This is a genomic window from Streptomyces sp. NPDC032472 (assembly GCF_040636955.1).
Taxonomy (GTDB): domain Bacteria; phylum Actinomycetota; class Actinomycetes; order Streptomycetales; family Streptomycetaceae; genus Streptomyces.
Genome location: NZ_JBEZVK010000055.1, coordinates 21840 through 44714, shown reverse-complemented (window position 1 = coordinate 44714; position 22875 = coordinate 21840). Strand labels below are relative to the sequence as shown.

At 73.4% G+C, this 22875-nt stretch carries 18 protein-coding genes; 8 read left to right on the top strand and 10 right to left on the bottom strand.

Annotation, left to right across the window (positions count from 1 at the left end):
* Positions 1-971: CAP domain-containing protein (locus tag AB0F11_RS28720; protein ID WP_362179650.1), on the top strand; the 971-nt coding region annotated here is incomplete at its 5' end.
* Between the two features lie 148 nt (positions 972-1119).
* The gene (locus tag AB0F11_RS28715) at positions 1120-3636 is read left to right on the top strand and encodes a Helicase associated domain protein (RefSeq protein ID WP_362179647.1); all 2517 of its coding nucleotides are present in this window, start codon (positions 1120-1122) and stop codon (positions 3634-3636) included.
* A gap of 33 nt (positions 3637-3669) precedes the next feature.
* On the opposite strand, the gene AB0F11_RS28710 is transcribed toward AB0F11_RS28715, so the two are convergent.
* Both AB0F11_RS28710 and AB0F11_RS28705 read right to left on the bottom strand, forming a co-directional pair.
* Complete coding sequence (locus AB0F11_RS28710; RefSeq protein ID WP_362179644.1) at positions 3670-4512, bottom strand: hypothetical protein; 843 nt, start codon at positions 4510-4512, stop codon at positions 3670-3672.
* A gap of 19 nt (positions 4513-4531) precedes the next feature.
* The gene (locus AB0F11_RS28705; RefSeq protein ID WP_362179641.1) at positions 4532-5923 is read right to left on the bottom strand and encodes a glutamate decarboxylase; all 1392 of its coding nucleotides are present in this window, start codon (positions 5921-5923) and stop codon (positions 4532-4534) included.
* Between the two features lie 258 nt (positions 5924-6181).
* On the opposite strand from AB0F11_RS28705, the gene AB0F11_RS28700 reads away from it, so the two are divergent.
* On the top strand, positions 6182-6583 hold the full coding sequence (locus AB0F11_RS28700; protein ID WP_362179639.1) for a tyrosinase cofactor: 402 nt from the start codon (positions 6182-6184) through the stop codon (positions 6581-6583).
* A complete protein-coding gene (locus AB0F11_RS28695) occupies positions 6580-7431 on the top strand; it encodes a tyrosinase family protein (protein ID WP_362179636.1) in 852 nt (283 codons plus the stop codon). The genes AB0F11_RS28700 and AB0F11_RS28695 overlap by 4 nt, the downstream gene beginning before the upstream one ends.
* Here AB0F11_RS28695 and AB0F11_RS28690 read toward each other — a convergent pair.
* Together AB0F11_RS28690 and AB0F11_RS28685 are read right to left on the bottom strand one after the other, a co-directional pair.
* Positions 7383-8108, bottom strand: coding sequence for a response regulator (locus tag AB0F11_RS28690; protein ID WP_362179634.1), 726 nt, complete (start codon positions 8106-8108; stop codon positions 7383-7385). The genes AB0F11_RS28695 and AB0F11_RS28690 overlap by 49 nt on opposite strands.
* Positions 8105-9739: a sensor histidine kinase gene (locus tag AB0F11_RS28685; RefSeq protein ID WP_362179632.1), complete on the bottom strand. Its 1635-nt coding sequence runs from the start codon at positions 9737-9739 to the stop codon at positions 8105-8107. Before AB0F11_RS28685 ends, AB0F11_RS28690 begins: the two co-directional genes overlap by 4 nt.
* 106 nt (positions 9740-9845) lie before the next feature.
* On the opposite strand from AB0F11_RS28685, the gene AB0F11_RS28680 reads away from it, so the two are divergent.
* On the top strand, positions 9846-11219 hold the full coding sequence (locus tag AB0F11_RS28680; protein ID WP_362179629.1) for a cation:dicarboxylase symporter family transporter: 1374 nt from the start codon (positions 9846-9848) through the stop codon (positions 11217-11219).
* A 240-nt stretch (positions 11220-11459) separates the two neighbouring features.
* The gene (locus tag AB0F11_RS28675; protein ID WP_362179626.1) at positions 11460-13259 is read left to right on the top strand and encodes a S8 family serine peptidase; all 1800 of its coding nucleotides are present in this window, start codon (positions 11460-11462) and stop codon (positions 13257-13259) included.
* Positions 13260-13335: 76 nt separating this feature from the next.
* Here AB0F11_RS28675 and AB0F11_RS28670 read toward each other — a convergent pair whose 3' ends face one another.
* Complete coding sequence (locus AB0F11_RS28670) at positions 13336-14016, bottom strand: (2Fe-2S)-binding protein (protein ID WP_362179623.1); 681 nt, start codon at positions 14014-14016, stop codon at positions 13336-13338.
* Between the two features lie 13 nt (positions 14017-14029).
* Positions 14030-15310, bottom strand: a complete 1281-nt coding sequence (locus AB0F11_RS28665; RefSeq protein ID WP_362179621.1) for an MFS transporter — start codon at positions 15308-15310, stop codon at positions 14030-14032.
* A gap of 488 nt (positions 15311-15798) precedes the next feature.
* On the opposite strand from AB0F11_RS28665, the gene AB0F11_RS28660 reads away from it, so the two are divergent.
* A complete protein-coding gene (locus AB0F11_RS28660) occupies positions 15799-16485 on the top strand; it encodes a GNAT family protein (protein WP_362179618.1) in 687 nt (228 codons plus the stop codon).
* Between the two features lie 93 nt (positions 16486-16578).
* On the opposite strand, the gene AB0F11_RS28655 is transcribed toward AB0F11_RS28660, so the two are convergent.
* The 3 genes from AB0F11_RS28655 to AB0F11_RS28645 form a co-directional block, all read right to left on the bottom strand.
* Entirely contained in the window at positions 16579-17607 is a 1029-nt protein-coding gene (locus tag AB0F11_RS28655) for a hypothetical protein (RefSeq protein WP_362179616.1), read from the bottom strand.
* A gap of 66 nt (positions 17608-17673) precedes the next feature.
* Positions 17674-18981 carry an MFS transporter gene (locus AB0F11_RS28650; protein ID WP_362179613.1) on the bottom strand — a complete coding sequence of 436 codons (1308 nt, stop codon included), beginning with the start codon at positions 18979-18981 and terminating at the stop codon, positions 17674-17676.
* A 2-nt stretch (positions 18982-18983) separates the two neighbouring features.
* The gene (locus AB0F11_RS28645) at positions 18984-19865 is read right to left on the bottom strand and encodes an alkaline phosphatase family protein (protein ID WP_362179610.1); all 882 of its coding nucleotides are present in this window, start codon (positions 19863-19865) and stop codon (positions 18984-18986) included.
* A gap of 266 nt (positions 19866-20131) precedes the next feature.
* Between AB0F11_RS28645 and AB0F11_RS28640 the strand changes: the two genes are divergently transcribed.
* Positions 20132-21355 (top strand): alpha/beta hydrolase-fold protein, encoded by a 1224-nt coding sequence (locus tag AB0F11_RS28640; protein ID WP_362179607.1) that lies wholly within the window; start codon positions 20132-20134, stop codon positions 21353-21355.
* Here AB0F11_RS28640 and AB0F11_RS28635 read toward each other — a convergent pair.
* Positions 21333-22826 carry a carboxylesterase family protein gene (locus AB0F11_RS28635; RefSeq protein WP_362179605.1) on the bottom strand — a complete coding sequence of 498 codons (1494 nt, stop codon included), beginning with the start codon at positions 22824-22826 and terminating at the stop codon, positions 21333-21335. The genes AB0F11_RS28640 and AB0F11_RS28635 overlap by 23 nt on opposite strands.
* Positions 22827-22875: the final 49 nt, after the last annotated feature.

Genomic DNA, 22875 nt, shown 5'->3' with positions numbered 1-22875 from the left:
GCGCGGGCTTCGCCGGCGGGGCCAACGGCGGTGCCGGGCACGCCGGCACGGGCCACGGGGGTACGGGCCACGCCGGCACGGGCCACGGGGGTACGGGTCACGGGGGTACGGGCCACGCCGGCACGGCCCACAGCGGTACGGGTCACGGCGACCCCGGCTTCAGCGATGCGGTGACCCAGCTCAGCCCCACCGTCTCCGCGCAGGGCGGCCTGCCTGACGGCGCGTCGGGCGGCGGCCGGAGCGGGCTGCGCAAGCGCCGGCAGAGCCGGCGCCGGGCCGTCGGCGGTGCGGTGATCGCCGCGTGCGTCGCCGGCGGCGGTCTCGCCTACCTCGGCGGGTTCCCCGGTTCGGGCGACAAGGGCGACAGCGCCGCCCCGGCGGCTCCGCTGACCGCGCTGTCGGCGCCGGAGTCCGCCTCCGCCTCGCCCTCGGGCTCGGCTTCCCCGTCCGCGTCCGCCTCCCCGTCCCCCTCCGCCTCCGCCTCCGCCTCGCCGAGCCCGTCCGCCGAGAGCCAGAGCCCGAGCCCGACGCCGACCGCGTCGAAGACGGCACAGCGCCCTGCGGCCCCGGCTCCGGCGCCCGCCCCGCAGGGGGACGCGGGCCAGGTGATCGCCCTGGTCAACGCCGAACGGGCCAAGGCCGGCTGCGGTCCGCTGAAGGAGGACTCGCAGCTGCGCGCCGCGGCCCAGGGCCACTCCGACGACATGGCGGCCCGGAACTTCTTCTCGCACACCAACCCCGACGGAGCCGACCCGGGGAAGCGGACCACGGCCGCCGGGTACCGCTGGTCCACGTACGGCGAGAACATCGCCCGCGGCCAGCAGACGCCGGAGTCGGTGATGGACTCCTGGATGAACAGCTCGGGCCACCGCGCCAACATCCTCAACTGCTCCTTCAAGGACATCGGCGTCGGCATCCACGAGGGCCCGGGCGGCCCCTGGTGGACGCAGAACTTCGGCGCGCGCATGTGACCGGGGGCAGCTGACGCGGGACCGCCCACCCGCCTGCGGCGCCCTCCTCCCTCCCCCCTCTATCCCCGCCTTCATACCCTCCTCCCACCGTTTGCTTCAAAAGCGAGGCAGGATAGGAGCTGGAGCGAAACGAGCAGATCAGGGGAGGGTGAGGTGGCGCGCACGGCACGCAAAGGAGCTGCGACCGCACCAGCGCGAGGCCGTCGACGCCGTGGTGCGCGCGCTGGAGCTGCCCGCGGGAGGCCGGGTCCCCGAGGCCGGGCTGCGCACCCAGGTGATCATGGCGACGGGTTCGGGCAAGTCGCTCGTCGCAGTGCGCTCGGCCGAGGAGCTCCGGGCCCGGCGCGTGCTGGTCCTGGTTCCCTCCCTGGACCTGCTCGTGCAGACCGTCGCGGTCTGGAGGGAGGAGGGCGGCCGGGCCGGGCGCTCCTTCGCGGTGTGCTCGCTGCGCGAAGAGGAGGCGGGCCTGCCGACGACCACCGACCCGGCCCGGCTGGCCCGCTGGGGCGCCGGGCCGGCGGAGCGGCTGACCGTGTTCGCCACGTACGCCTCGCTGGGACTGGGCATCGTCGAACGCGCACACCTCGAAGGGCTGCCGGGCTGGGACCTGATCGTGGTCGACGAGGCGCACCGCACCTCCGGGCGCATCGGCAAGCCGTGGGCCGTGGTGCACGACAACGCCCGCATCCCGTCCGTGCGGCGGCTGTACATGACGGCCACGCCCCGGGTGTGGCAGGACGGCGAGGAGCCGGACGACGAGGAAGCGGGTGAAGGGCGGGGGCGGGGCGCGCTCGTCGCGTCCATGGAGGACGATCCGGACGGCCCGTTCGGGGCGCGCTGCCACACCCTCTCCCTCTCCGAGGCCATCGACCGGGGGATCTGCGCCCCGTACCGGGTGGTGTGCGTCGACGTCAGCGACCCGTCCTTCCAGGCGGCCGTGCTGGTCGGCGCCGACGGGCGGTCGGACGCGGTGCGCGGTGTGCGACTGGCGGCGCTCCAGGCGGCGCTGCTGACGGCCGCCGCCGACCAGGGGTTCCGGCGGACCCTGGTCTTCCACCATCTGACCCGCGAGGCCGAGGCGTTCGCGGCGGGGCTGCCGGCGGTCGCGCAGCGGCTGTGTGCCACGGCCGGGCCCGGACCCAAGCGGGCCCAGCGGGCCAAGCCGGCCAAGCGGGCCACAGGCCGGGTCGGCGCGGCGGCCGAGCCGGAGCACCCCCGTACCGTCTGGGCGGACTGGCTGTGCGGCCAGCACTCGGCGGCGCACCGGCGGCGCGTGCTGGACGAGTTCGCCGCGCACGGGGTGGCCGACAAGGCCTTCCTCGGCAGCGTCCGGGTGCTGGGCGAGGGGGTGGACACCAAGGAGTGCGATTCCGTCTTCTGGGCGGACGTCCGCGGGTCCATGCCCGACCTGGTCCAGGCCGTCGGGCGGGCGCTGCGCATCCGGCCCGGGGAGGGCAAGGTCGCCTCGCTGGTGGTGCCGGTGCTGCTGGGGCCCGGCGAGACCCCCGAGTCGATGCTGACGTCGCGCTCGTACGGGGATCTCGCCCGGCTGCTGGAGGCGCTGCGCGCGCACGACACCCGGCTCGTGGAAGCGCTGGCCGAGCAGCAGGCGCCGAGCCGGCCCCGGATGGCGGAGTCGGTGGCAGGGGCCGGCCTGCGCAGCGGTGCACAGTCGCTGCTGAGCTTCTCCACTCCGCGCGATCCGGCGCTGCTGGCGGCGTTCATCCGGCTGCGCGTACTGCATCCAGAGCACGAGCACTGGCGGCGCGGGGTGGAGGCCGCCCGCCTCTACGCGGCCTCGGCCGGGGACCTGAGGGTGCCGTTCGCGTTCAAGGTGCCCTCGGGCGCCCGCGCCGAGGCCGGGGGCTGGCCGCCCGGGCTGGCCCGGTTCCCGCTCGGCCAGTGGATCGCCGACGCCCGCCGCAACCACCGCCGCGGGCTGCTGGGGCACGAGCGCGTCGCGGAGCTCGACGCACTCGGCATGGTGTGGAGCCACTTCGACGTGGCGTTCGAGGAGGGGCTGGCCGCGGCCCGCGGGTGGGCCGGGGAACACGGCCACCTGCTGCCGCCGGCGGACGCCACCTGGCGCGGGGCGCCGGTCGGGATCTGGGTGAAGAACCAGCGGGCCGCGGCCCGCCGCGAGGGGCCCGGGGCGCTGCCGGAGGAGCGCCGGGAGGCACTGGAGGCCATCGACGCCTCGTGGTGCCCGGCCTGGGACGTCTCCTGGCAGCGCGCCTTCCACCTGACCCGGGTCCACCTGGACGCGGGCGGCCGGCTCCCGCTCGGCCCGGGCGAGGTGATCGTCCAGGGCGAGGACCTGGGCCGGTGGGTCCGCACCCAGCGGCTGGGGTGGGAGCGGCTGGCCTGGTCGCAGCGCTGGCTGCTGGAGCACGTGCTCGGCATGGCGCCGGCCGCCGAGTCCGAACGGCCGCGGCCGCGGCGCTCCCAGGCCGAGAAGTGGGCGGAGCACCTGGCCGCGGCCCGGCAGTTCCACGCCCGCGAACGCCACCTGCGGGTCCCGCGCACGCATGTGGAGCGCGTCGGCGACCGGGAGCTGCGCCTGGGCGCCTGGATCGCCAACCAGCGCTCGCGCGCCTCGACCCTCGCCGCCGAGCGCGTCGCCGCCCTGGACGCCCTCGGCATGCGCTGGCCGACACCCGGCTGAACCGCCGCCGCCTTGGGCCGCCGGACGGGCCCCTCAGGGGCGCTCGTAGGCCTGGAGTACGCCGCCGAGCGAGAAGCACAGGGCGCCGGACAGCGTCCCCCAGTTGGCGATGTCGGCGTTGGCCAGGCTTCCGGTCGCGGGCCGGGTGAACGCGGCCAGCGCCGAGACCATGAAGAGCACCGACCCCAACTGGTTCACGGCGACGACCCACCAGCCGAGGCTGCGGGAGCGCAGGCAGGGCCGGAACCGGTGGCAGATCTCGATGGACGCCAGGTGGCCCGAGATGAGGAACAGGACGCAGCCGATGACGTCGGGGGTCCAGACCAGCCGGTTGACCTGCTGGGCGGTGAGTCCTTGCAGGAAGGAGTCCACGAGGTTGACGCCGAACACGAGCGTCCCGAGGAAGAGGACGAACGTGCTCAGCCAGTCCAGGCGCATCGGCTCGTACCCCCACCACCTCCAGCCGGAGGTGACCAGTCGACCGGTCTCGGTGGAGTGGCGGGGCGCGTTCAGTACCTGCAGGAGCGAGACGTAGCTCCCGGTGTTGAAGAAGAGGCCGCCCGCGAAGTACACCGATGCGCTCTCGACCGCGTCGCCCCAGCCGAACTGGGAGATCGCGGCGCCGAGGGCGAAGAGCGCCCCGCCGATCACGAACGCGCCCGACGCCACGGCGTTGAGCCTGCGGAGGCGGCCGAGGGCCTCGGCGTCGGCCGACGACGACCGGTCGGCCGTGCCCCCGGGGCCGCGGACCGTCAGCGTTCCCCGCCTGCGTGCGGGCCGCGACTCCCACACCACCGTTCGCCCTTCGGGAGGGGTCCAGGTGAGCCGGGTGGTGAACGGTCCCGCACCCTCGGCGCGTTGCTCGGGCTGTGCCACGGGCCGAGCCTGGGGCCGTCTAGTGGTGGAAGCTCGAGCGGGGGGTCTCCGCCAGGGGCGGCGGGGGCGCCGTCTTGAAGTGGTCCACCGACCGGCGCAGGTCCTCCGCGAGCAGGGCGATCTGGTCGCGGGTCACCCCGTGCCGGATCAGGACGCGCTGGATGACGGTGCCGTCCTGGGCGGGGGGCAGCGGGTACGAGGGCACCTGCCATCCCCGCATGCGCAGCCGGTCGGAGAGGTCGTAGAGGGTGAATCCGGCCCCCTGCGGGTCGGTCAGCCGGTAGGAGACGGCGGGCAGGGCCCCCTGACCGTCGTAGAGGAGGGTGAAGGGGCCCATCGCGGCGATCTCCTCGGCCAGGAAGCGGGCGGTGTCGGCGCAGGCCTGCTGGACGCGCCGGTAGCCGCCCCGTCCGAGGCGCAGGAAGAGGTAGTACTGGGCGATGACCTCGCCGCCGGGTCGGGAGAAGTTCAGGGCGAAGGTCGGCATGTCGCCGCCCAGGTAGTCGACGTCGAACACGAGCTCGGCGGGGAGCAGCTCGGCGGTGCGCCAGACGATCCAGCCGACGCCGAGCGGCGCGAGGCCGTACTTGTGCCCGGAGGTGTTGACGGAGGCCACCCGGGGGAGGCGGAAGTCCCAGACCACGTCGGGGTGGAGGAACGGCGCGACGAAGCCGCCGCTGGCCGCGTCCACGTGGATCGGGATGTCCAGGCCGCGCGCCGTCTGGATCCGGTCGAGCTCGGCGGCGATGTCAGCGACGGGCTCGTAGTCGCAGGTGTAGGTGACGCCGAGGATGGCGACGACGCCGATGGTGTTCTCGTCGACGTACGCGTCGATCTGGTGGGGGAGCAGACCGGTGGCGCCCTCCTCCAGCGGGACCTGGCGCAGCTCGACGTCGAAGTAGCGCGCGAACTTCTCCCAGCACACCTGCACCGGCCCGCAGACCAGGTTGGGCCGGTCCACGGGCAGGCCCTGGGCCTGGCGGCGGGTGCGCCAGCGCCATTTGAGGGCGAGGCCGCCGAGCATGGCGGCCTCGCTGGAGCCGGTGGTGGAACAGCCGGTGGCGGCAGCGCCGGGAGGGGCGTTCCACAGGTCGGCCAGGATGTTGACGCAGCGGGACTCGATCTCCGCGGTCTGCGGGTACTCGTCCTTGTCGATCATGTTCTTGTCGAGGCACACGTTCATCAGACGGTGCACGCCGTCGTCGGACCAGGTCGTGCAGAAGGTGGCCAGGTTCTGGGCCGCGTTGCCGTCGAGGAGGAGCTCGTTGCGGATCAGCTCGTAGACCACGTCGGAAGGCGAATGCTCCTCGGGGATCCGGTCCTTGGGGAGGATGTGGCCGCTCAGGGGGGATGCGAACACGTCCGTGTCGGCGTCGTCGGCGCGGTTGTCCTTCGTCTCATGAAGAGCCATACCGGGACTATAGGTGACGGAATGTTAGGAATCGGGCTTTGAGTTCCGGCCGACTCTGCCGTGTGAGCCCCTCCATAGCCGCTCCCCCATCACAGAAGAAATTACTGTCCAATAAGCAGATCGCCGGACATTTTCCCGTTCGAATCCTCCGATCCACCCAGGGAGGGGGATATTCCGCCAACTTGTTCTATGGGCAACTTATCCGGTGATGTCCGGATAAGAGTCAACGCTGTGTGACCTGCTGATAACTCTTCGGCCATGAACAAGATCACCCGCCGGCAGGCCCTGGGCACCACCGCCGGCGCTCTCACCGCCCTCGGCATCGCCGGCGCCACCGCGCACGCAGCCGCCACCGACTCCCGCGCCACCACACCCTCCGGCACGGTCGACGAGGTGTACCAGGGCCGCCGCATCCAGATCACCCCCGCCTCCGGCGGCGGCCACCACGGCGGCCACCACGGCGGCGGGCACTCCGACCTGCCGACCGTCCGAATAGACGGCCGCGAGCTCCACGTGATGCGCAACGCCGACGGCACCTGGATCAGCCTGGTCAACCACTACGAGACCTTCGCCGACCCGCTCTCCCTCGCCCGCGCCGCCGTGCGCGAGCTGCAGGGCGCCGTCCTCGCCCCGTTCGCGCCCATGGGAGGCACGGCATGACCGTCCGCAAGAACCAGGCCACGCTGACCGCCGAGGAGAAGCGCGCCTTCACCAATGCGGTGCTCGAGCTCAAGCGCACCGGCGCCTACGACCGGTTCGTCTCGACCCACAACGGCTTCATCATGAACGACACCGACTCCGGGGACCGCGTCGGCCACCGCTCGCCCTCCTTCCTGCCCTGGCACCGCCGCTTCCTGCTGGAGTTCGAGGCCGCCCTGCAGAAGGTGGACCCGAAGGTCTCGCTCCCCTACTGGGACTGGACCGCCGACCGCACCGCCCGCTCCTCCCTGTGGGCCGCGGACTTCCTCGGCGGCACCGGCCGGGCCCGCGACGGCCAGGTCATGGACGGGCCCTTCGCGTACGCGGCCGGGAAGTTCCCCGTCAACGTCCGCGTGGACGGCCGCACCTACCTGCGGCGCGCGCTCGGCGAAGGCGTCGCCGAGCTGCCCACCAAGGCCGAGGTCGACGCCGTCCTCGCCATGCCCGTCTACGACATGGCGCCCTGGAACAGCTCCTCCAACGGCTTCCGCAACCACCTCGAGGGCTGGCGCGGCGCCAACCTGCACAACCGGGTGCACGTATGGGTCGGCGGCCAGATGGCCACCGGCGTCTCCCCCAACGACCCGGTGTTCTGGATGCACCACGCCTTCGTCGACAAGCTGTGGGCCGAGTGGCAGGCCCGCAACCCGAAGTCGGCGTACCTGCCCGGCGGCGGCACCGCCAACGTGGTGGACCTGAACGACACCATGCGCCCGTGGAACGACGTCACCCCGGCCCACATGCTGGACCACCGCAAGTTCTACACCTTCGACACCGAGCCCGCCGCGGCCGCCGCCAGCCAGCGGTAGTGCAGCTCGGGACGGCCGACCTGGCCGTACCGGGGAGTCCGGTCCGCGCGGCCGGTGTCCACCAGGTGCTCCAGGTAGCGGCGGGCGGTGATCCGCGAGATCCCGGCCGCCGCGGCCGCCCCGGCCGCGGTCAGCCCGTCGGGCGCCGACCGCAGCAGCGCGGCGACCCGGTCCAGGGTCGGCGCGCTCAGCCCCTTCGGGAGCTGGGCGGGCAGCGGGGTGCGCAGGGCGGCGAGCGCCCGGTCCACGTCGTCCTGCCCCGCCGCCTCCCCGGCCGCCGAGCGGAACTCGGCGTAGCGCAGCAGCCGTTCGCGCAGCGTCGGGAAGGCGAAGGGCTTCAGTACGTACTGGACCACCCCGAGCGAGACGCTCTCGCGGACCACGGCCAGATCGCGCGCCGAGGTCACCACGATCACGTCGACCGGATGCCCTGCGGCCCGCAGCCCGCGCGCGAAGCGCAGCCCGTGGCCGTCGGGCAGCCCCAGATCCAGCAGCAGCAGGTCCACCCCGGTCCGCTCCAGGACCCGGGTGGCCTCGGCCAGCGAGTGGACGGCGCCGACGGCGGTGAAGCCGGGCACCCGTCCCACGTACAGCGCGTGCGCGGCGGCGGCGACCGGGTCGTCCTCCACGACGAGCACCCGCACCGCGGGCGCAGGGCCCGCTCCGGCCGCGGTCATACCGGCAGCTCCCTTCCCCTGGGCAGTCGTACGGTGAACTCCGCTCCCCCGCCCGGCACTGGGGCGGCTTCCGCGCTGCCCCCGTGCCGGTGGGCCACCTGGCGCACCAGGGCCAGACCGAGGCCCCGCCCCTCACCCTTCCCCGACCAGCCGCGCCGGAACACATCCGTCCCGGCGCCCTCGGGCAGCCCGGGGCCGTTGTCGGCGACGCGCAGCAGCAGCCCGTCCGCCTCCCGGCGTACGGTGACCTCGATCCGCGCTCCGGGCACGCCGGTGAGCGCGTCGACGGCGTTGTCGACGAGGTTGCCGAGCACCGTGACCAGGTCGCGCGCCGGGACCGCGGCCGCCCCGCCCTCCTCGGCGCGGCCGCCGGAGGCGGGCCCTCCGACCGCGCGGCTGTCCGGGGTGACGACCAGCTCCACCCCCCGTTCGTGCGCCTGGGCGGCCTTGCCGAGCAGCAGCGCCACCAGCACCGGCTCCCCGACGGCGGTGACCACCTCGTCGGTGAGGGCCTGGGCCAGCTCCAGTTCGGCGGTGGCGAACTCCACTGCCTCCTCGGCGCGGCCGAGTTCGATGAGCGAGACCACCGTGTGCAGCCGGTTGGCGGCCTCGTGGGCCTGGGCGCGCAGCGCCTGCGTGAAGGCCCGCTCGTGGTCCAGCTCCCCGGTGAGCGACTGCAGTTCGGTGTGGTCGCGCAGGGTGACCACGGTGCCGCGGCGGCCGCCGCCCGCGACGGGCGAGCTGTTGAGGACCAGCACCCGGTCGGCGGTCAGGTGCACCTCGTCCACGCGGGGCCGGTCGGCGAGCAGGGCCCCGGTCAGCGGCGGCGGCAGCCCGAGGTCGGCGGCCGCGGTGCCGCGGACGTCCCCGTCCAAGCCGAGCAGTTCGCGCCCGGCGTCGTTGATCAGGGTGATCCGGCGGCGGCCGTCGAGCATCAGCAGCCCCTCGCGGACGGCGTGCAGGGTCGCCTGGTGGTAGTCGTACACGCCGCTGAGCTCGGCGGCGTTCATGCCGTGCGTGTGCCGGCGCAGCCGAGCGTTGGCGACGTACGTGCCCACCGCGCCGAGGGCGAGCGCCCCGGCCGCCACCCAGGCGAGGGCGGTGAGCTGCCGGGCGAGGCGGGCGCTGATGGCCCGCACGGTGATCCCGGAGGCGACCATGCCGACGACGCGGCCGCCGTCCCCGATCGGCGTGACCACGCGGATCGAGGGCCCCAGGGTGCCGGTGTAGGTTTCGCTGAAGGTCTCTCCGCGCAGGGCGCGGGCGGTGTTGCCCATGAAGGGCTCGCCGATGCGGCGCGGGTCGGGGTGGGTCCAGCGCCTGCCGTCGGGGGCCATGATCGTCACGAAGTCCACGCCGGAGTCGATGCGGACCCGCTCGGCGTAGGGCTGGAGCACGGCCGAGGGGGCGCCGCCGCGCCCCGCGCTCCGTACGGCATCGAGGACGGACGGCGAATCGGCGACGGCGCGGGCCACGGCCCCGGCCTGGCGGCGGGCCGCCTCCTCGGCCTGGCCGCGGGCGGTGGCGTACGCGAAGACCGCACAGCCGACGACGACCACGGCGACCAGCAGCACCTGCATGGCGAAGAGCTGGCCGGCGAGGCTGCGGGGAGGCCGGGGGAAGCGGAACATGACGGTCAGTGTGCACCGGTCCGTGAACTCAATGAACGCAAGGGTGACCGGGGTCACAGGGCTGAGCGATGGTCTCCCGGAACGACTTCACCACCAGGAGGCGAACGTGGCCGCCAGACCCGCCAGACCCGCTGGACGCGACAGGACCCACTATCTCTACATCGCGGTGATCGCCGCGGTGCTGCTCGGCATCGCCGTCGGCTTCGCCGCGCCCGGCACGGCCGTGGAGCTCAAGCCGCTGGGCACCGGCTTCGTGAACCTCATCAAGATGATGATCTCGCCGGTGATCTTCTGCACGATCGTGCTGGGCATCGGGTCGGTGCGCAAGGCCGCCAAGGTGGGCGCGGTCGGCGGTCTCGCCCTCGGCTACTTCATGGTGATGTCCACGGTGGCGCTGGCCATCGGCCTGGTCGTCGGGAACCTGTTGGAGCCGGGCAGCGGGCTGCACCTGACCGAGGCCGTCAAGCACGCGGGCGAGGCACAGGCCAAGGCCGGCGGGGCGCAGAGCACGCCCGAGTTCCTGCTCGGGATCATCCCGACCACGCTGGTGTCGGCCTTCACCGGCGGGCAGGTGCTCCAGACGCTGCTGGTGGCGCTGCTGTGCGGGTTCGCGCTGCAGGCGATGGGGAGTGCGGGCGAGCCGCTGCTGCGCGGTATCGGGCACGTGCAGAAGCTGGTGTTCCGGGTGCTGGCGATGATCATGTGGGCGGCGCCGGTGGGCGCGTTCGGCGCGATCGCGGCGGTGGTCGGCGCGACCGGGATCGATGCGCTGAAGTCCCTCGCCGTCATCATGATCGGCTTCTACACCACCTGCCTGCTGTTCGTGTTCCTCGTCCTCGGCACGCTGCTGCGGGTGTGCACCGGCGTCAGCGTCTTCGCCCTGCTGCGCTATCTGGGACGGGAGTTCCTGCTGATCCTGTCGACCTCCTCCTCCGAGTCGGCCCTGCCGCGGCTGATCGCGAAGATGGAGCACCTGGGGGTCTCCAAGCCGGTGGTCGGGATCACGGTGCCGACGGGCTACTCGTTCAACCTGGACGGGACGGCCATCTACCTGACGATGTCCTCGCTGTTCGTCGCGGAGGCGATGGGCAAGCCGCTCGCCCTCGGCGAGCAGGTCTCGCTGCTGCTGTTCATGATCGTGGCCTCGAAGGGCGCCGCCGGGGTCACCGGCGCGGGACTCGCCACGCTGGCGGGCGGACTCCAGTCGCACCGGCCCGAACTCGTCGACGGTGTCGGCCTGATCGTGGGCATCGACCGGTTCATGAGCGAGGCGCGGGCGCTGACGAACTTCGCGGGCAACGCGGTGGCGACGGTGCTGATCGGCACCTGGACGAAGGAGTTCGACCGCGAGCGGGCCGCCGAGGTCCTCGCGGGACGGCTGGAGTTCGACGAGACCTCGCTGGTCGACGACGGTCACGGGACGGCGGGCCTCCCCGTTCCCGGCCAGTCGGTCGGCGACAAGGACGGCGTACCGGCTTAGGCCTTACTGCCGGTACGCCGCCCACGGCCGGCCGGGCAGGGCTCGCCCCCACGGTGCCCCGCCCGGCCGGCCCTTCCCTGCCCGCGGACCCGACCGAATGTTTTCGGCCATTCGACCGACAACTTGCGTGCGGTAAAACTTACTTCCGCACCGGGGCACGGGTCTGACATCTTGCGTCCACCACTCGTTTCGTACGGCCCGGTAGCTGCCATCCGCACCACCGGGTCATCGGAGGACGCATTGATACCCCACATATCCAGCCGACCTCGCCGTACCCTCGTTCTGGGCGCCGCCCTCGGCGCCGCCCTGGCCTTCGGGGCCCCTTCGGCCATCGCCGGCACCCTGCCGGTCGTGCCGTCCGCCCCCCTGGCCGCCGCCAAGGCCCCGGCCGCGGCGTCGGCTTCCCAGAGTGCGACCTGGGTTGCCGGCACCCGTGCCTACCTCGTGATCACCGCTCCCGGTGACAGCTCGGCCGTGCGCGCGGCCGTCGCCGCCAACGGCGGCACCGTCTTCTCGAACTTCGACGCCATCGGCGTGATCGTCGCCCACTCGGCCTCCGCCGGCTTCGCCGACACGATGCGCGGCGTCAGCGGGGTCCAGCAGGTCGGCGCCACCCGTACCTCGGACGTGCCGGCCGACGCCTACAACCCGGCGCTGCCCGCCAACCCGGCCCAGGCGACGACCCCGGCCGGCGAGCCGGTCCGCGCCGACATGAGCCAGATCAAGGCGGACCAGGCCTGGGCCGTCACGACCGGCTCCCCCTCGGTGAAGGTCGGCATCCTCGACACCGGCGTGGACGACCAGCACCAGGACCTGGCGCCGAACTTCAACGCGGCCGACTCGGTCTCCTGCGCCTACGGCAAGCCCGACACCCGGGCCGGCGCGTGGCGTGACGTGGACACCCACGGCACGCACGTCGCGGGCACCATCGCGGCCGCCAAGAACGGCAAGGGCGTCGTCGGCGTCGCGCCCGGCGTGAAGATCTCCGCGGTCCGCGTCGCCGAGCCGGGCAACGCGTTCTTCTTCGCCGAGAACACCATCTGCGGCTTCGTGTGGGCCGGCGACCACGGCTTCAAGGTCACCAACAACAGCTACTACACGGACCCGTGGCAGTTCAACTGCCCGGACAACGCCGACCAGGCCGCCATCATCGAGGGCGTCAAGCGCGCCCAGGAGTACGCGGAGAGCAAGGGCTCGCTCCAGGTCGCCGCGGCGGGCAACGAGAACTACGACCTCGCCCACAAGACCACCGACAGCGCGAGCCCGAACGACTCGACGCCGGTCACCCGCACCATCACCAACGCCTGCCTGGACATCCCGACCGAGCTCCCCGGCGTGGTCACGGTCGCGGCCAACGGCACCGGAACCACCAAGGCCTCCTTCTCCAACTTCGGCCAGGGCGTGATCGACGTCGCCGCACCCGGCAGCGACGTCTACTCCACCCTCCCGGGCGGCAAGTACGGCTCCAAGAGCGGCACGTCGATGGCCACCCCGCACGTGGTGGGCGTCGCCGCGCTGATCGCCAGCGCCAACCCCGGCATCACCCCGGCGCAGATCCGCGACAAGCTGGCCACCCAGGCCAACGACATCGCCTGCCCCTCGGACAGCCGCTGCACGGGCACCACGGCCAACAACTCGTTCTTCGGCGAGGGCCAGGTCGACGCCCTGAAGGCGGTCGGCACCACCAACCCGCCCACCGGCAAGTACTTCGAGAACCTCGGCGACTTCGCCATCAACGACAACACGACGGTGGAGAGCCCGATCACCGTCAGCGGGGTCACCGGCAACGCGCCCGCCACGCTGAAGGTCGGCGTCGACATCAAGCACACCTACATCGGTGACCTGAAGGTCGACCTCGTCGCCCCCGACGGCTCCGTCTACACCCTGCACAACCGGGCCGGCGGCAGCGCCGACAACATCCTCCAGACCTACACCGTGAACGCCTCCTCCGAGGTCGCGGGCGGCACCTGGAAGCTCCGGGTCAACGACAACGCCGGCGGCGACACCGGCAAGATCGACGCCTGGAACCTCACCTTCTGAACCCGGGCACGGCACGCATGAGGCGCAGGCCGTCGGGGAGCGGACCCTTCCGCACCCCGGCGGCCTGCGCCGCGTACTACCGCGTGCGCAGCACGCAGTCCCCGCACAGCCCGCCGCCCGGCACCTTGTAGTACAGGCAGCAGCTGCGCCGGACGAAGGCGACCCCGAGCCCCTCCTCGTGGATGAACCGGCCCGTCCCGCCCAGCGCCCCGCCCTCGCCCAGCAGACCGGCCGCGAGCTCCACCGCCGCACCGCCCGGCACCCGGTCGAGCAGCACCCGCAGCGCCCCGACCAGCCCGGACGCCGCGTTCCCGCGCAGCACCTTCGGCGAGAGCCCGTAGCGCTCGCGCAGGGCCGCCCCGAGGCCGTCGAGGTTCCCGAGGACGCATCCGCCGAGCTCCGCCGCCGGCAGTGCCCCCTCACCGGGGTCGGGCAGCCACAGCTCCAGCGAGCCCGCGGCGGGCAGCCGCCACCACACCCGCGCGGCCGACAGGTCCGGCACCCGGCCGGACAGGGCGGCGCAGCCCAGCCCCAGCGACCACAGCCGCGAGGCGATCCCGAACTGCGCGGTCGACGCCGCGACACGGCCGGGGCCGCTGCCGATCCGCCGGCCGATCTCGGCGACGTACGGCCCGAGCAGCTCCCCGTACAGCTCCGCCAGCGGGCGGAAGCCCTCCCCCGGCGGCTCCTTGCCGTACGGCACGGTGAAGAACGGCCCCACCTGCGCCAGCCGGCCCAGTACGTCGTCCATGTCCATGTCGAGGATGATCTCAGGCGGCGGCCGCCCCACCGACCGGCCCTGCCCCCTCCGCGGCCCGTAGGCCGGCCCCCGCGGGCCGGGCGCCTCCACGGCCCGCCCGCTGCGCCCACCGGACCGCCGGGCCCATCGCGTACGAGGCGGCCAGCAGCACCGCGCCGAGCAGCAGCCAGCCCGGGATCCCCCACAGCAGGAGCAGCGAGGTCAGCACCGTCGGCCCCAGGGTCCGGGCGATGGGCACCCCGGTACCGAAGAACCCCTGGTACTGGCCCATGTGCGCGGCGGGCGCCAGCGCGAAGCCGATCTGCCAGGACCCGGCGGACTGCCGCATCTCCGCGTCCACCTGGAGCAGGGCGCCCGCCACGAGCAGGGCCGCGGCCGCCCAGCCCGCACCGGGCAGCGCCGAGAGGGCGAACACGGCGCACGAGGCGGCCATGACCAGCCCGGAGATCCGCAGGGCCCGCCGCGCCCGGTCCAGGTCGGTCACCGGCCCGGCCATGCGCACCTGGAACAGCATCACGGCGCCGGTGTTGAGCACGAACAGCGCCGAGGCCAGCCAGCCGGGGGCGCTGGTCCGCTCCACGATCCACAGGGGGATCCCCAGGCTCAGCAGCGGCATCCGCAGCAGCAGGACCGCGTTCAGCAGGGTGACGAGCGCGTACGGCCGGTCGCGCAACACCGCCAGCCGTGGCTCCCCCGCCGCCCGCTGCGGTACGGGGGTGACCGCGGGCAGCGAGAGCAGGAGGGCCGCGCAGACCAGGAAGCTCACCGCGTCCAGGGCGAGGGCCGCCAGGTAGGCCCGCTCGGTGCCGGCGCCCAGGGCGATCCCGCCCAGCGCCGCGCCGAGCGCGAGGCCCGCGTTGAGCACCGACTGCAGGTGGGCCAGGACGCCGGTGCGCTGTCCGGGGGCGACGAGCCCGGCGAGGAGGGCCTGCCGGGCGGCGGCCAGCCCGCACTGGGCGGTGGCGTAGGCGGTGACGGCGAGCAGGAAGGCCCCGTAGGAGCGGATCACCAGGAAGGAGGCGACGGAGGCGGCGGTGGCCAGGGCCAGCAGCACGGAGGTGCCGCGGGGGCCGCGCCGGTCGGCCAGGGCCCCGAGCGGCACGCCGGCGACCGATCCGACGGCCCAGGCGAGGGTCAGGCCCAGGCCGATCCGGGCGGGTGAGAGCCCGACCACACCGGTGAAGTACAGGGCCGAGCACACGTAGTAGGCGCCGTCTCCGACGGAGTTGCTCAGCTGGGCGGCAGCCAGGCGGCGGGGCGCTCCGGGCGGGGGCAGGATGCGTGTCGTCACCCGCTCATGAGATCACTGGAATGGCCCATTCCAGGGGTCCAATCACCCCTCTCGGGCATGGGCCACTTGAGGACGCGGACCGGTCCGGACGGGGCAGTCGCCTCCCCCGCCGAACCGACCCGCCGGGGCCGCCCCGCCGGCGCCCGCACGTTCGATGCTTAAGGCTCCCGAGTCGGACCACCGGATCGGCTGCGCAACCGGCCGGCGGGGGCGCGTACGGGCCCATGCGGGTCGGGTCGCATTGTCGCAGGTCAGAGGTGATCGCGAGGTAAACGGAAGCCGTCGGGACCGCCGTCCGGGGCGTCGTCGGAAAACATGGCCGCGGCGTTGCCATTCAGGGGGTTCAAGAGAGGACATTAAGGGGCTACATTGAGGCACTCGCGCTTCACCTGACAGCCCGTTGCCTTTCACCCGCGTTTTGCGCGGGGGGTGACCTCGGAAGCGCACACTGTGCAACCACCCCACCGCCCAGAAGGACCGAAGGCTCCGTGCCCGTACCCGTACTTCTCGCCGGCCGCTCCGTGCGGCTCGAGCCCCTCGCCCCGCACCACGTCGAGGCCTTGGCCACGGCCGGGGCCGAGGATCGTACGACTTACGCCTTCACCCCCGTACCCCATGGGGTGCAGGCGTCCCACGAGTACATCGAACGCGCCCTCGCCGACCAGGCGGCGGGCCGATCGCTCCCGTTCGCGGTGGTCAGAGCCGCGGACGGCCTGGTTGTCGGTTCGACCCGGTTCCTGGAGCTGGACTACTGGCAGGGGCCGCTGGTGTGGCCCGCCGTGCCGGGCGTCCCCTTCGGCGATCCGGCGACGGCGATCCCCGATGCCGCCGAGATCGGCAACACCTGGCTGTCCCCGAGCGCCCAGGGCACCGGCATCAACACCGAGGCGAAGCTGCTCATGCTGCGCCATGCCTTCGAGACCTGGGGCGTGCGGCGGATCTCGCTGCGCGCGGACGCCCGCAACGTGCGTTCACGGGCCGCGATGGAGCGGCTCGGGTTCACTCCCGAAGGGGTCCGCCGGGCCCATTCGCGGGGGCTGGACGGAGCCGTGCGGAGCACCGCCTTCTACTCGATCCTGGACGAGGAGTGGCCGGCCGTGCGGTCGATCATCGAGCTGCGGCTCTCGGCGCGGGCGCCGCGCAAGCGGCGGCGCAAGACGCTCATCCCGGCGTAACGGTCCTGCGCAGGTCCGACGGAACGGTCCTGCGCAGGTCAGGCGTACCGGGTGGGACACATGACGCACGGCCCTCGGGCCGGCCCCGCGGCATCAGCCGAGGAAGGCCGGGGCGAGGGCCGATGTCATCAGCCGCGCCGGCGCGCCGCTGCCGTCGGCCGGGACGGTGTACAGGTCGGCGCCGAAGTCTCCGGGCAGGGAGTAGACGACGTTCCTTTCGTCCGTCCACACCACCTGGTCGTCCACGCTGCGCTCCTCGGCGAGCGGGGTCTCCTGCATGGAGGCCAGGTCCAGGGCGTACAGCCGCCAGGGGGCGTCGTCCGGCAGGCCCTGCACCCGCTTCTTGAACACCAGCCGGGTCCCGTCGGGCGACAGCGAGGGGCATTCGAGGTTCTCGCGCAGGGTGGTCACCGTGCGCTCGGCGAGGTCGCCGCGGACCAGGTGGGTGCGGCCGCCGGTGGCGAGCGTGGCGTAGAAGGTCCGCTCGTCGGAGGCGAAGGTCACACCCCAGAAGTTCACGTCGGCGTTGCGGTAGGTCTTGCCGTCCTTGCGGATCGTGAAGTCCTCCAGCGAGCCCTCCAGCCGGCCGGTGCGCAGGTCGAGCAGCGAGGTGCGGGTGGAGAAGTTCGTCCCCGCATAGCTGTCCCCGCCGACGAAGACCGTCCAGGCGGCGAGGTGCCCGCCGGGCGAGACCCGGGCCCGGGTGGGGATGCCGGCCAGCGGGTAGGCGGCAGTCTCCTTCAGGGCGGCGTCGAGGACGACGGCCCGGTAGCCCTCCTGGACCCCGCCCTTGTCGGCCTGGAGGCAGATCCCGGTGCCGGCCGCGGAGTGGAAGCGCAGGCAGCTCACCCCCGAGGCGGTCCGGGGGCCGCCCGGCGCGTCCGCGGGGACGGTGGCGAGCTCGTCGCGGTGCGGGCCCCAGGCCATGTTGCGGAAGACGATGCGCCGCCCGCCGCCGCCTGAGGCGAGGGAGACCGTGCCCCGGCTGACCTGCGGGCCGCCGGCCTGGGGCTGGTTCTTCTCCTCGGCCCGGGAAGAGGCCCGTACGACGGCGAGCACACCCACGGCGGCGAGCAGGACGACGGCGCAGACGAGGATCAGGATGCGGCGTGGGAGGGTCATGGGGGCCTTTCGGGGACGGGGGGAGCTTCGAACGCCCGGACGCCGCGCGGCTCGGCGTCCGGGGTCTCAGGTACCGGAGCCGGCGGCGGCGTCTGCGGCGGCTTCGGCGGCTTGGCCGTCCGCCGGGCGCAGCCGCAGGCAGAGCGCGACGACCACGGCCAGCAGGACGGCCGCGGTGGCGAGTGCGGGGCGGGCGCCCCACACGGTCCAGGCGGCGCCGAAGCCGAGGGAGGCGGCGAAGCGCGCGAGGGCCTGCCCGGTCTGGACGAGGGCGAGGCCGCCGCCGCGGTGTTCCTCGGGCACGGCTCCGGCGGCCGCGGCCATCAGGACGCCGTCGGTGGCGGCGTAGAAACCGCCGTGCAGCAGGAGCACCGCGTACGGCAGCGCCGGGTGGTGCCCCCCGGCCAGGAGGAGTCCGTACGCGGCGAGCAGCGCGAGGTGGCCGCCGAGGAAGACCCGCCAGCGGCCGATCCGGTCGGCGAGCCGGCCGAGCGGCAGGGCGAGCAGGAAGAAGGCGGCGGCCGTGCCGAGCGGGAGCAGGGCGAACCAGCGGTCGGCGATCCCGGTGGCGCGCTGCAGCAGCAGGAAGACGAATGCATCGCTCACGGTGCACAGCCCGAGCAGCAGGGCGCACAGGGCGGTGCGGCGCAGGTCGTGCAGGCCCAGCAGGCCGAGGGCGGCCCGCAGCGAGACGGGTTCGGCGGCGGCCGAGGGCGCGGTGCGCCGGCCCGGGACGAACAGCACCAGGACGAGCACGCCGAGGGCGGCGACGCAGGCGCTGACGGTGAAGACGGCGTCGTACCCGTCGGCGGTGCCGCGCAGGATCAGGAAGGCCAGGAGCGGCCCGATCAGGGCGCCGGCGGTGTCCATGGCCCGGTGGACGCCGAAGGCCCGGCCGCGGTCCTGCGGGGTGGAGGCCAGCGAGATCAGCGCGTCGCGCGGGGCGGTGCGCAGGCCCTTGCCGGTGCGGTCGAGCGCGAGCACGGCGCCGATGGCGGGCAGGGTGTGCGCGAGCAGCAGCAGCGGTTTGCAGGCGGCGGAGAGGCCGTAGCCCAGGCCGGCGAGGGTCTTGTGGCGGCCGAACCGGTCGCCGAGGTGGCCGCCGGTGAGCCGGACGAGGGCGCTGATGCCGTTGTAGAGCCCGTCGAGCAGGCCGAAGCCGAGCGGGGACAGGCCGAGCCCTGCGACGAGGTAGAGCGGGAGCACGGCCGTGACCATCTCGGAGGAGACGTCGGTGATGAGGCTGACCGTGCCGAGGGCGAGCACCGTGGGGGCGAGCGCGGCGCGCCGCCCCGGGCTGGTGCCCGGGGCGACGGCCGGCGGCTCGGGGGTCACGGCGGGCGCGGGGGTGCCGCGACTGTCCGCAACGTACATGGTCAGGACGCCCAGATCCCCGTGATGTCCTTGGCGGTGGCGGCGTTCCCGGCGTGGGTGGTCAGACCGGCCAGGCCCTCGAGGGTGCGCAGCATGTCGTAGTGGTTGTAGGTGGTGGCCGACGTGCTGCCGGGGGTGACGGGCTGGCCGTACAGGACGGTCGGGATCTTGTTGCCGGAGAGGCGGTTGTCCTCGTCGAAGGTGACGACGAGGAGGCTGTTGTGGGTCTTGGCCCAGTCCGCGTAGGCCTTGAGGTTGTTCTTGAGCCAGGTGTCGCCGGTGCCGACGGAGCAGTCGTGCATGTCGTTGCACAGGTCCGGGACGACGAAGGACACCTTGGGCAGGGTGGTGAAGTCCGTCGGGAACTGGCCCATGGTCTTGGCCGAGCTCGTCGGCACGTTGGAGAACGCGAACCAGGGGTTGTGCTTGCGGGCGTACTTGCCGCTGCTGCAGGTGGTGGAGCCCTGGCTCGGCAGGCCCTCGTTGTAGCTGGCCCAGGTCTTGCCGGCGGCGATCAGCTCGGAGGCGAGGTTGGGGGCGGAGCTGAAGCCGGGGGTGTAGCAGCTGTCGTCGGTGCGGCCCTGGTTGGAGCCCGAGAAGAGCTGGAGGTAGTTGGGCTGGCTGGGGTGGGTGATGCCGAAGGAGTTGGTGAGGTTGGCTCCCCCGCTCTTGAGGGAGTTGATGTACGGGGCGCTGGAGCTGCCGATGACCTGGCTGTAGGCGTGGTTCTCGAAGACCACGACGACGACGTGGTCGGGGGCGGGGAGTCCGGCCGCGTGTGCGGGCTGGGCATTGCCGAGGGCGGCCCACAGGGCGGTGCCGGCGGCGGTGAGGCCGAAGGCGGTGGCGAGGGCGGTCTTGCGGCGGGACCATGAAGAGGTCATGCCAAACACGGGGGTACCTCCGGGCAGGGGGAAACAGGTTCTGGGCGGCGGCGCGCAGGCACCATACGCCGGGCCATGTGCATGGGCCAGGGACGGCGGGCCAACACCTCGGGAACTCCGGTCGGCCTCCGGGTGTTCGGCAACGGCCACCCCCAGAGCTGGCCAAGAGGTGGAAAAGAGGGAACCGCGGACCGCGTAGGCTCATCCTTCAAACGGAAAAGAGACCACCCCCCGACGGGGCAGCACCAGCCGGAGAGCAACCGCACATGTCGTACTCACCCGAACGACAGCACCAGCCGTACCGGTCGGAAGGGCAGTACCAGCAGCAGCCCTACGGCAACTCGTACGCGCAGACGTACGAGCCCCAGCAGCAGTACGAGCCCCCGTACGGGCCACCGCAGCCCCGGTACGACGGATTCGAGCCCGAGGACGAACCGCGCCGCCCCCGCCGGGGCCGGCGCTGGCTCATAGCCATCGTCTCCGTGCTGGCTCTCCTCGGCATAGCCGCCGGCGTGATGTGGCACTTCGAGATACCCCCCTTCACCGACAAGGGCAAGGACGTCTCCTTCGGCAAGCCCGCCGGCGGCAAGGCGGCCGAGGCCCCCAAGCAGAACCCGAACTCCAAGGCCCTGATGCCCACGGGCCCGAAGGCCGAGTTCAAGAACTCGATGACCCTGAACGACGGCACGCACGTGGCCGTCACCACACTGGACGGCAAGAAGTCCGGCTTCAAGGGCAAGGTCTGGGTCTGGGCGCCCAAGGAGTACGACGACCCCAAGTTCGCCAAGAGCGGGTTCCCGGTCATGATCGCCCTGCCGGGCGGCGCCGGCTACCCCAGCAACTACTGGATGGGCACCGACCTGGGCCTGCAGACCAGCATCAGCAAGTGGTACGCGGAGGGCAAGAGCAAGCCCTTCCTCCTGGCGATGCCGGTGCTCAACCCCTCCGGTGACGAGAAGGGCATCTACTGGGACGGCTCCGACATCCCCAACCAGCCCAAGATGGGGACCTGGCTGACCGAGGACGTCCCGGACCTGATGAAGGCGAACTTCCGCACCATCAAGTCCCGTGACGGCTGGGCCTTCATGGGCTCCTCCACCGGCGGCTTCGCGAGCCTGAAGGCCGTCCTGAAGCACCCGGACAAGTTCAAGGCCGCCATCTGCTCCGGCCCGGACGTCGTGCCCGACTCCTCGCTGTGGAAGGGCTTCGAGAAGGAGAAGGCCGAGAACAACCCGGAGGTGCTGGCGAAGGCCCTCATCGACAAGAAGGGCCCGGACGTCTACCTCGCCTTCCAGGTCGGCGACAACGAGAGCAACAAGAAGACCCTGCCCGACGTGCAGAAGTGGATCGCCACCTACGGCAAGGGCCCGGTCCACACCAGCATGAGGGTCATCCCCGGCGGCCAGCACAACGCCAAGACCTACGTCCCCAACATGGGCGAGGGTCCGATCCAGTTCATCAGCAAGGTCATGGAAGGACCGGTGGAGTGACCTCCACCTCCACCTCCGCCTCCGCCTCTGCCTTCGCATCCTGAGCGCCAGCACGAGCACGCAGCGGCCCGCCGAACACCATCGGCGGGCCGTCGCCGTTCCAGGCGGGCCAGCCCGGGTCCCCGGCCACGGCGAAGCGCACCCACGCCGCGTGCATCCGGTCGGCGAGCTCCTGCGGGGCGTCCGGGCCGGCCAGCCACGCCGACTCCGGTACGGAGAGGGTGTCGAACACGAAGCCCAGCTCCAGGGCGTGGCAGGAGCCCAGGCCCGGCACCCCGGAGGGCCACGCGAACTCGTACACGAAGCTGGGGGCCGAGCGGCGCGCCCCGGCGAGCCGGCGCAGCGGGTCGCGCAGCAGCCGCTCGGTCAGCAGCTGGCCCGCGAGCTCGGCCGGGCCCGCGCCCGGCAGTGCGGCGCGCAGCGCCCGTACCGCGGCCCGGTCCTTGCCGCTGCGGGCCCGGGCGAGCACCACGGTGAGTGGGCCGAACCGGTCCAGCAGCCGCAGCGCGCCGGTGGGGGCGAGCCAGAGCCGGTACTCCTCGCTGGTCCAGCCCAGCAGCAGCGGCACGTCGTCGCGGGCGGCCGCCGCCTCCAGCGGGTCGGCGGGCAGCGTGTCCGGGTCGGCCACCAGGCCGAAGGCGGGCCCGGCGACCAGAGGGCTGGAGCGGCGCAGCACGGCGCCCTGCGCGGCGAGCAGGTCGGGCAGGGGAACCTGCGCGAAGGCCCCGGCGGTCGCGGGCACCTTCAGCAGGGAGGCCATCCGCCGGACCACGGCGCGCACCCGCTCGCGCGGCAGTACCTCGGGGGCGCCGCTCTGCAGGGCGGCCTGCGCGAACAGGCCGGTCGCGCGGGGGGCGGCCAGCAGGGCGCCGGTGCTGATGGCGCCGGCGGACTCGCCGAAGACCGTGACGCGGGCGGGGTCCCCGCCGAAGGCCTCGATGTTCTCCCGCACCCAGGTCAGGGCGGCGATCTGGTCGAGGAGGCCCCGGTTGGCGGGGGCGTCGGGGAAGAGCCCGTAGCCGAGGACCCCGAGCCGGTAGTTGGCCGAGACGAGCACGACGCCGTCGCGGGCGAAGGCGGTGCCGTCGTAGACGGGGACGGCCGAGGAGCCCCGGGTGAGGGCGCCGCCGTGCAGCCACACCATGACGGGCAGCCGGGCGCCGGGAGCGGGGGCCGGGGTCCACACGTTGAGGTTGAGGCAGTCCTCCCCGGGGACCTCCGGGTCGGGCAGCAGCGCGGCGAAGGTCGGCGGGTAGGGCACCTTGGGCGCGGTGGGCCCGTAGGCGCCGGCGTCGCGCACGCCGTCCCAGGCGGCCGGGGGCTGCGGCGCGGCGAACCGCAGCGCGCCGACGGGCGCGGCGGCATACGGGATGCCCAGGAAGACCGCGGTCCCGCCCGGGCCGGTGCGGCCCTCGACCACCCCGTGTCCGGTCCTGACCCGGGGCCGGCCGCTGCCGCCCGCTGCGCTCATGGTGTCGTGCTCCCGCCGGTCGCCGGTTGCGGCTGCGGGCCCCTGGGCC

Excerpts from the sequence above, each read along its gene's own strand:
- AB0F11_RS28705 (WP_362179641.1), bottom strand. The coding sequence starts at position 5,923 with ATGGCTCTTCATGAGACGAAGGACAACCGCGCCGACGACGCCGACACG.
- AB0F11_RS28700 (WP_362179639.1), top strand. The coding sequence starts at position 6,182 with ATGAACAAGATCACCCGCCGGCAGGCCCTGGGCACCACCGCCGGCGCT.
- AB0F11_RS28695 (WP_362179636.1), top strand. The coding sequence starts at position 6,580 with ATGACCGTCCGCAAGAACCAGGCCACGCTGACCGCCGAGGAGAAGCGC.
- AB0F11_RS28690 (WP_362179634.1), bottom strand. The coding sequence starts at position 8,108 with ATGACCGCGGCCGGAGCGGGCCCTGCGCCCGCGGTGCGGGTGCTCGTC.
- AB0F11_RS28685 (WP_362179632.1), bottom strand. The coding sequence starts at position 9,739 with ATGTTCCGCTTCCCCCGGCCTCCCCGCAGCCTCGCCGGCCAGCTCTTC.
- AB0F11_RS28670 (WP_362179623.1), bottom strand. The coding sequence starts at position 14,016 with ATGGACATGGACGACGTACTGGGCCGGCTGGCGCAGGTGGGGCCGTTC.
- AB0F11_RS28655 (WP_362179616.1), bottom strand. The coding sequence starts at position 17,607 with ATGACCCTCCCACGCCGCATCCTGATCCTCGTCTGCGCCGTCGTCCTG.
- AB0F11_RS28650 (WP_362179613.1), bottom strand. The coding sequence starts at position 18,981 with ATGTACGTTGCGGACAGTCGCGGCACCCCCGCGCCCGCCGTGACCCCC.
- AB0F11_RS28645 (WP_362179610.1), bottom strand. The coding sequence starts at position 19,865 with ATGACCTCTTCATGGTCCCGCCGCAAGACCGCCCTCGCCACCGCCTTC.
- AB0F11_RS28640 (WP_362179607.1), top strand. The coding sequence starts at position 20,132 with ATGTCGTACTCACCCGAACGACAGCACCAGCCGTACCGGTCGGAAGGG.
- AB0F11_RS28635 (WP_362179605.1), bottom strand. The coding sequence starts at position 22,826 with ATGAGCGCAGCGGGCGGCAGCGGCCGGCCCCGGGTCAGGACCGGACAC.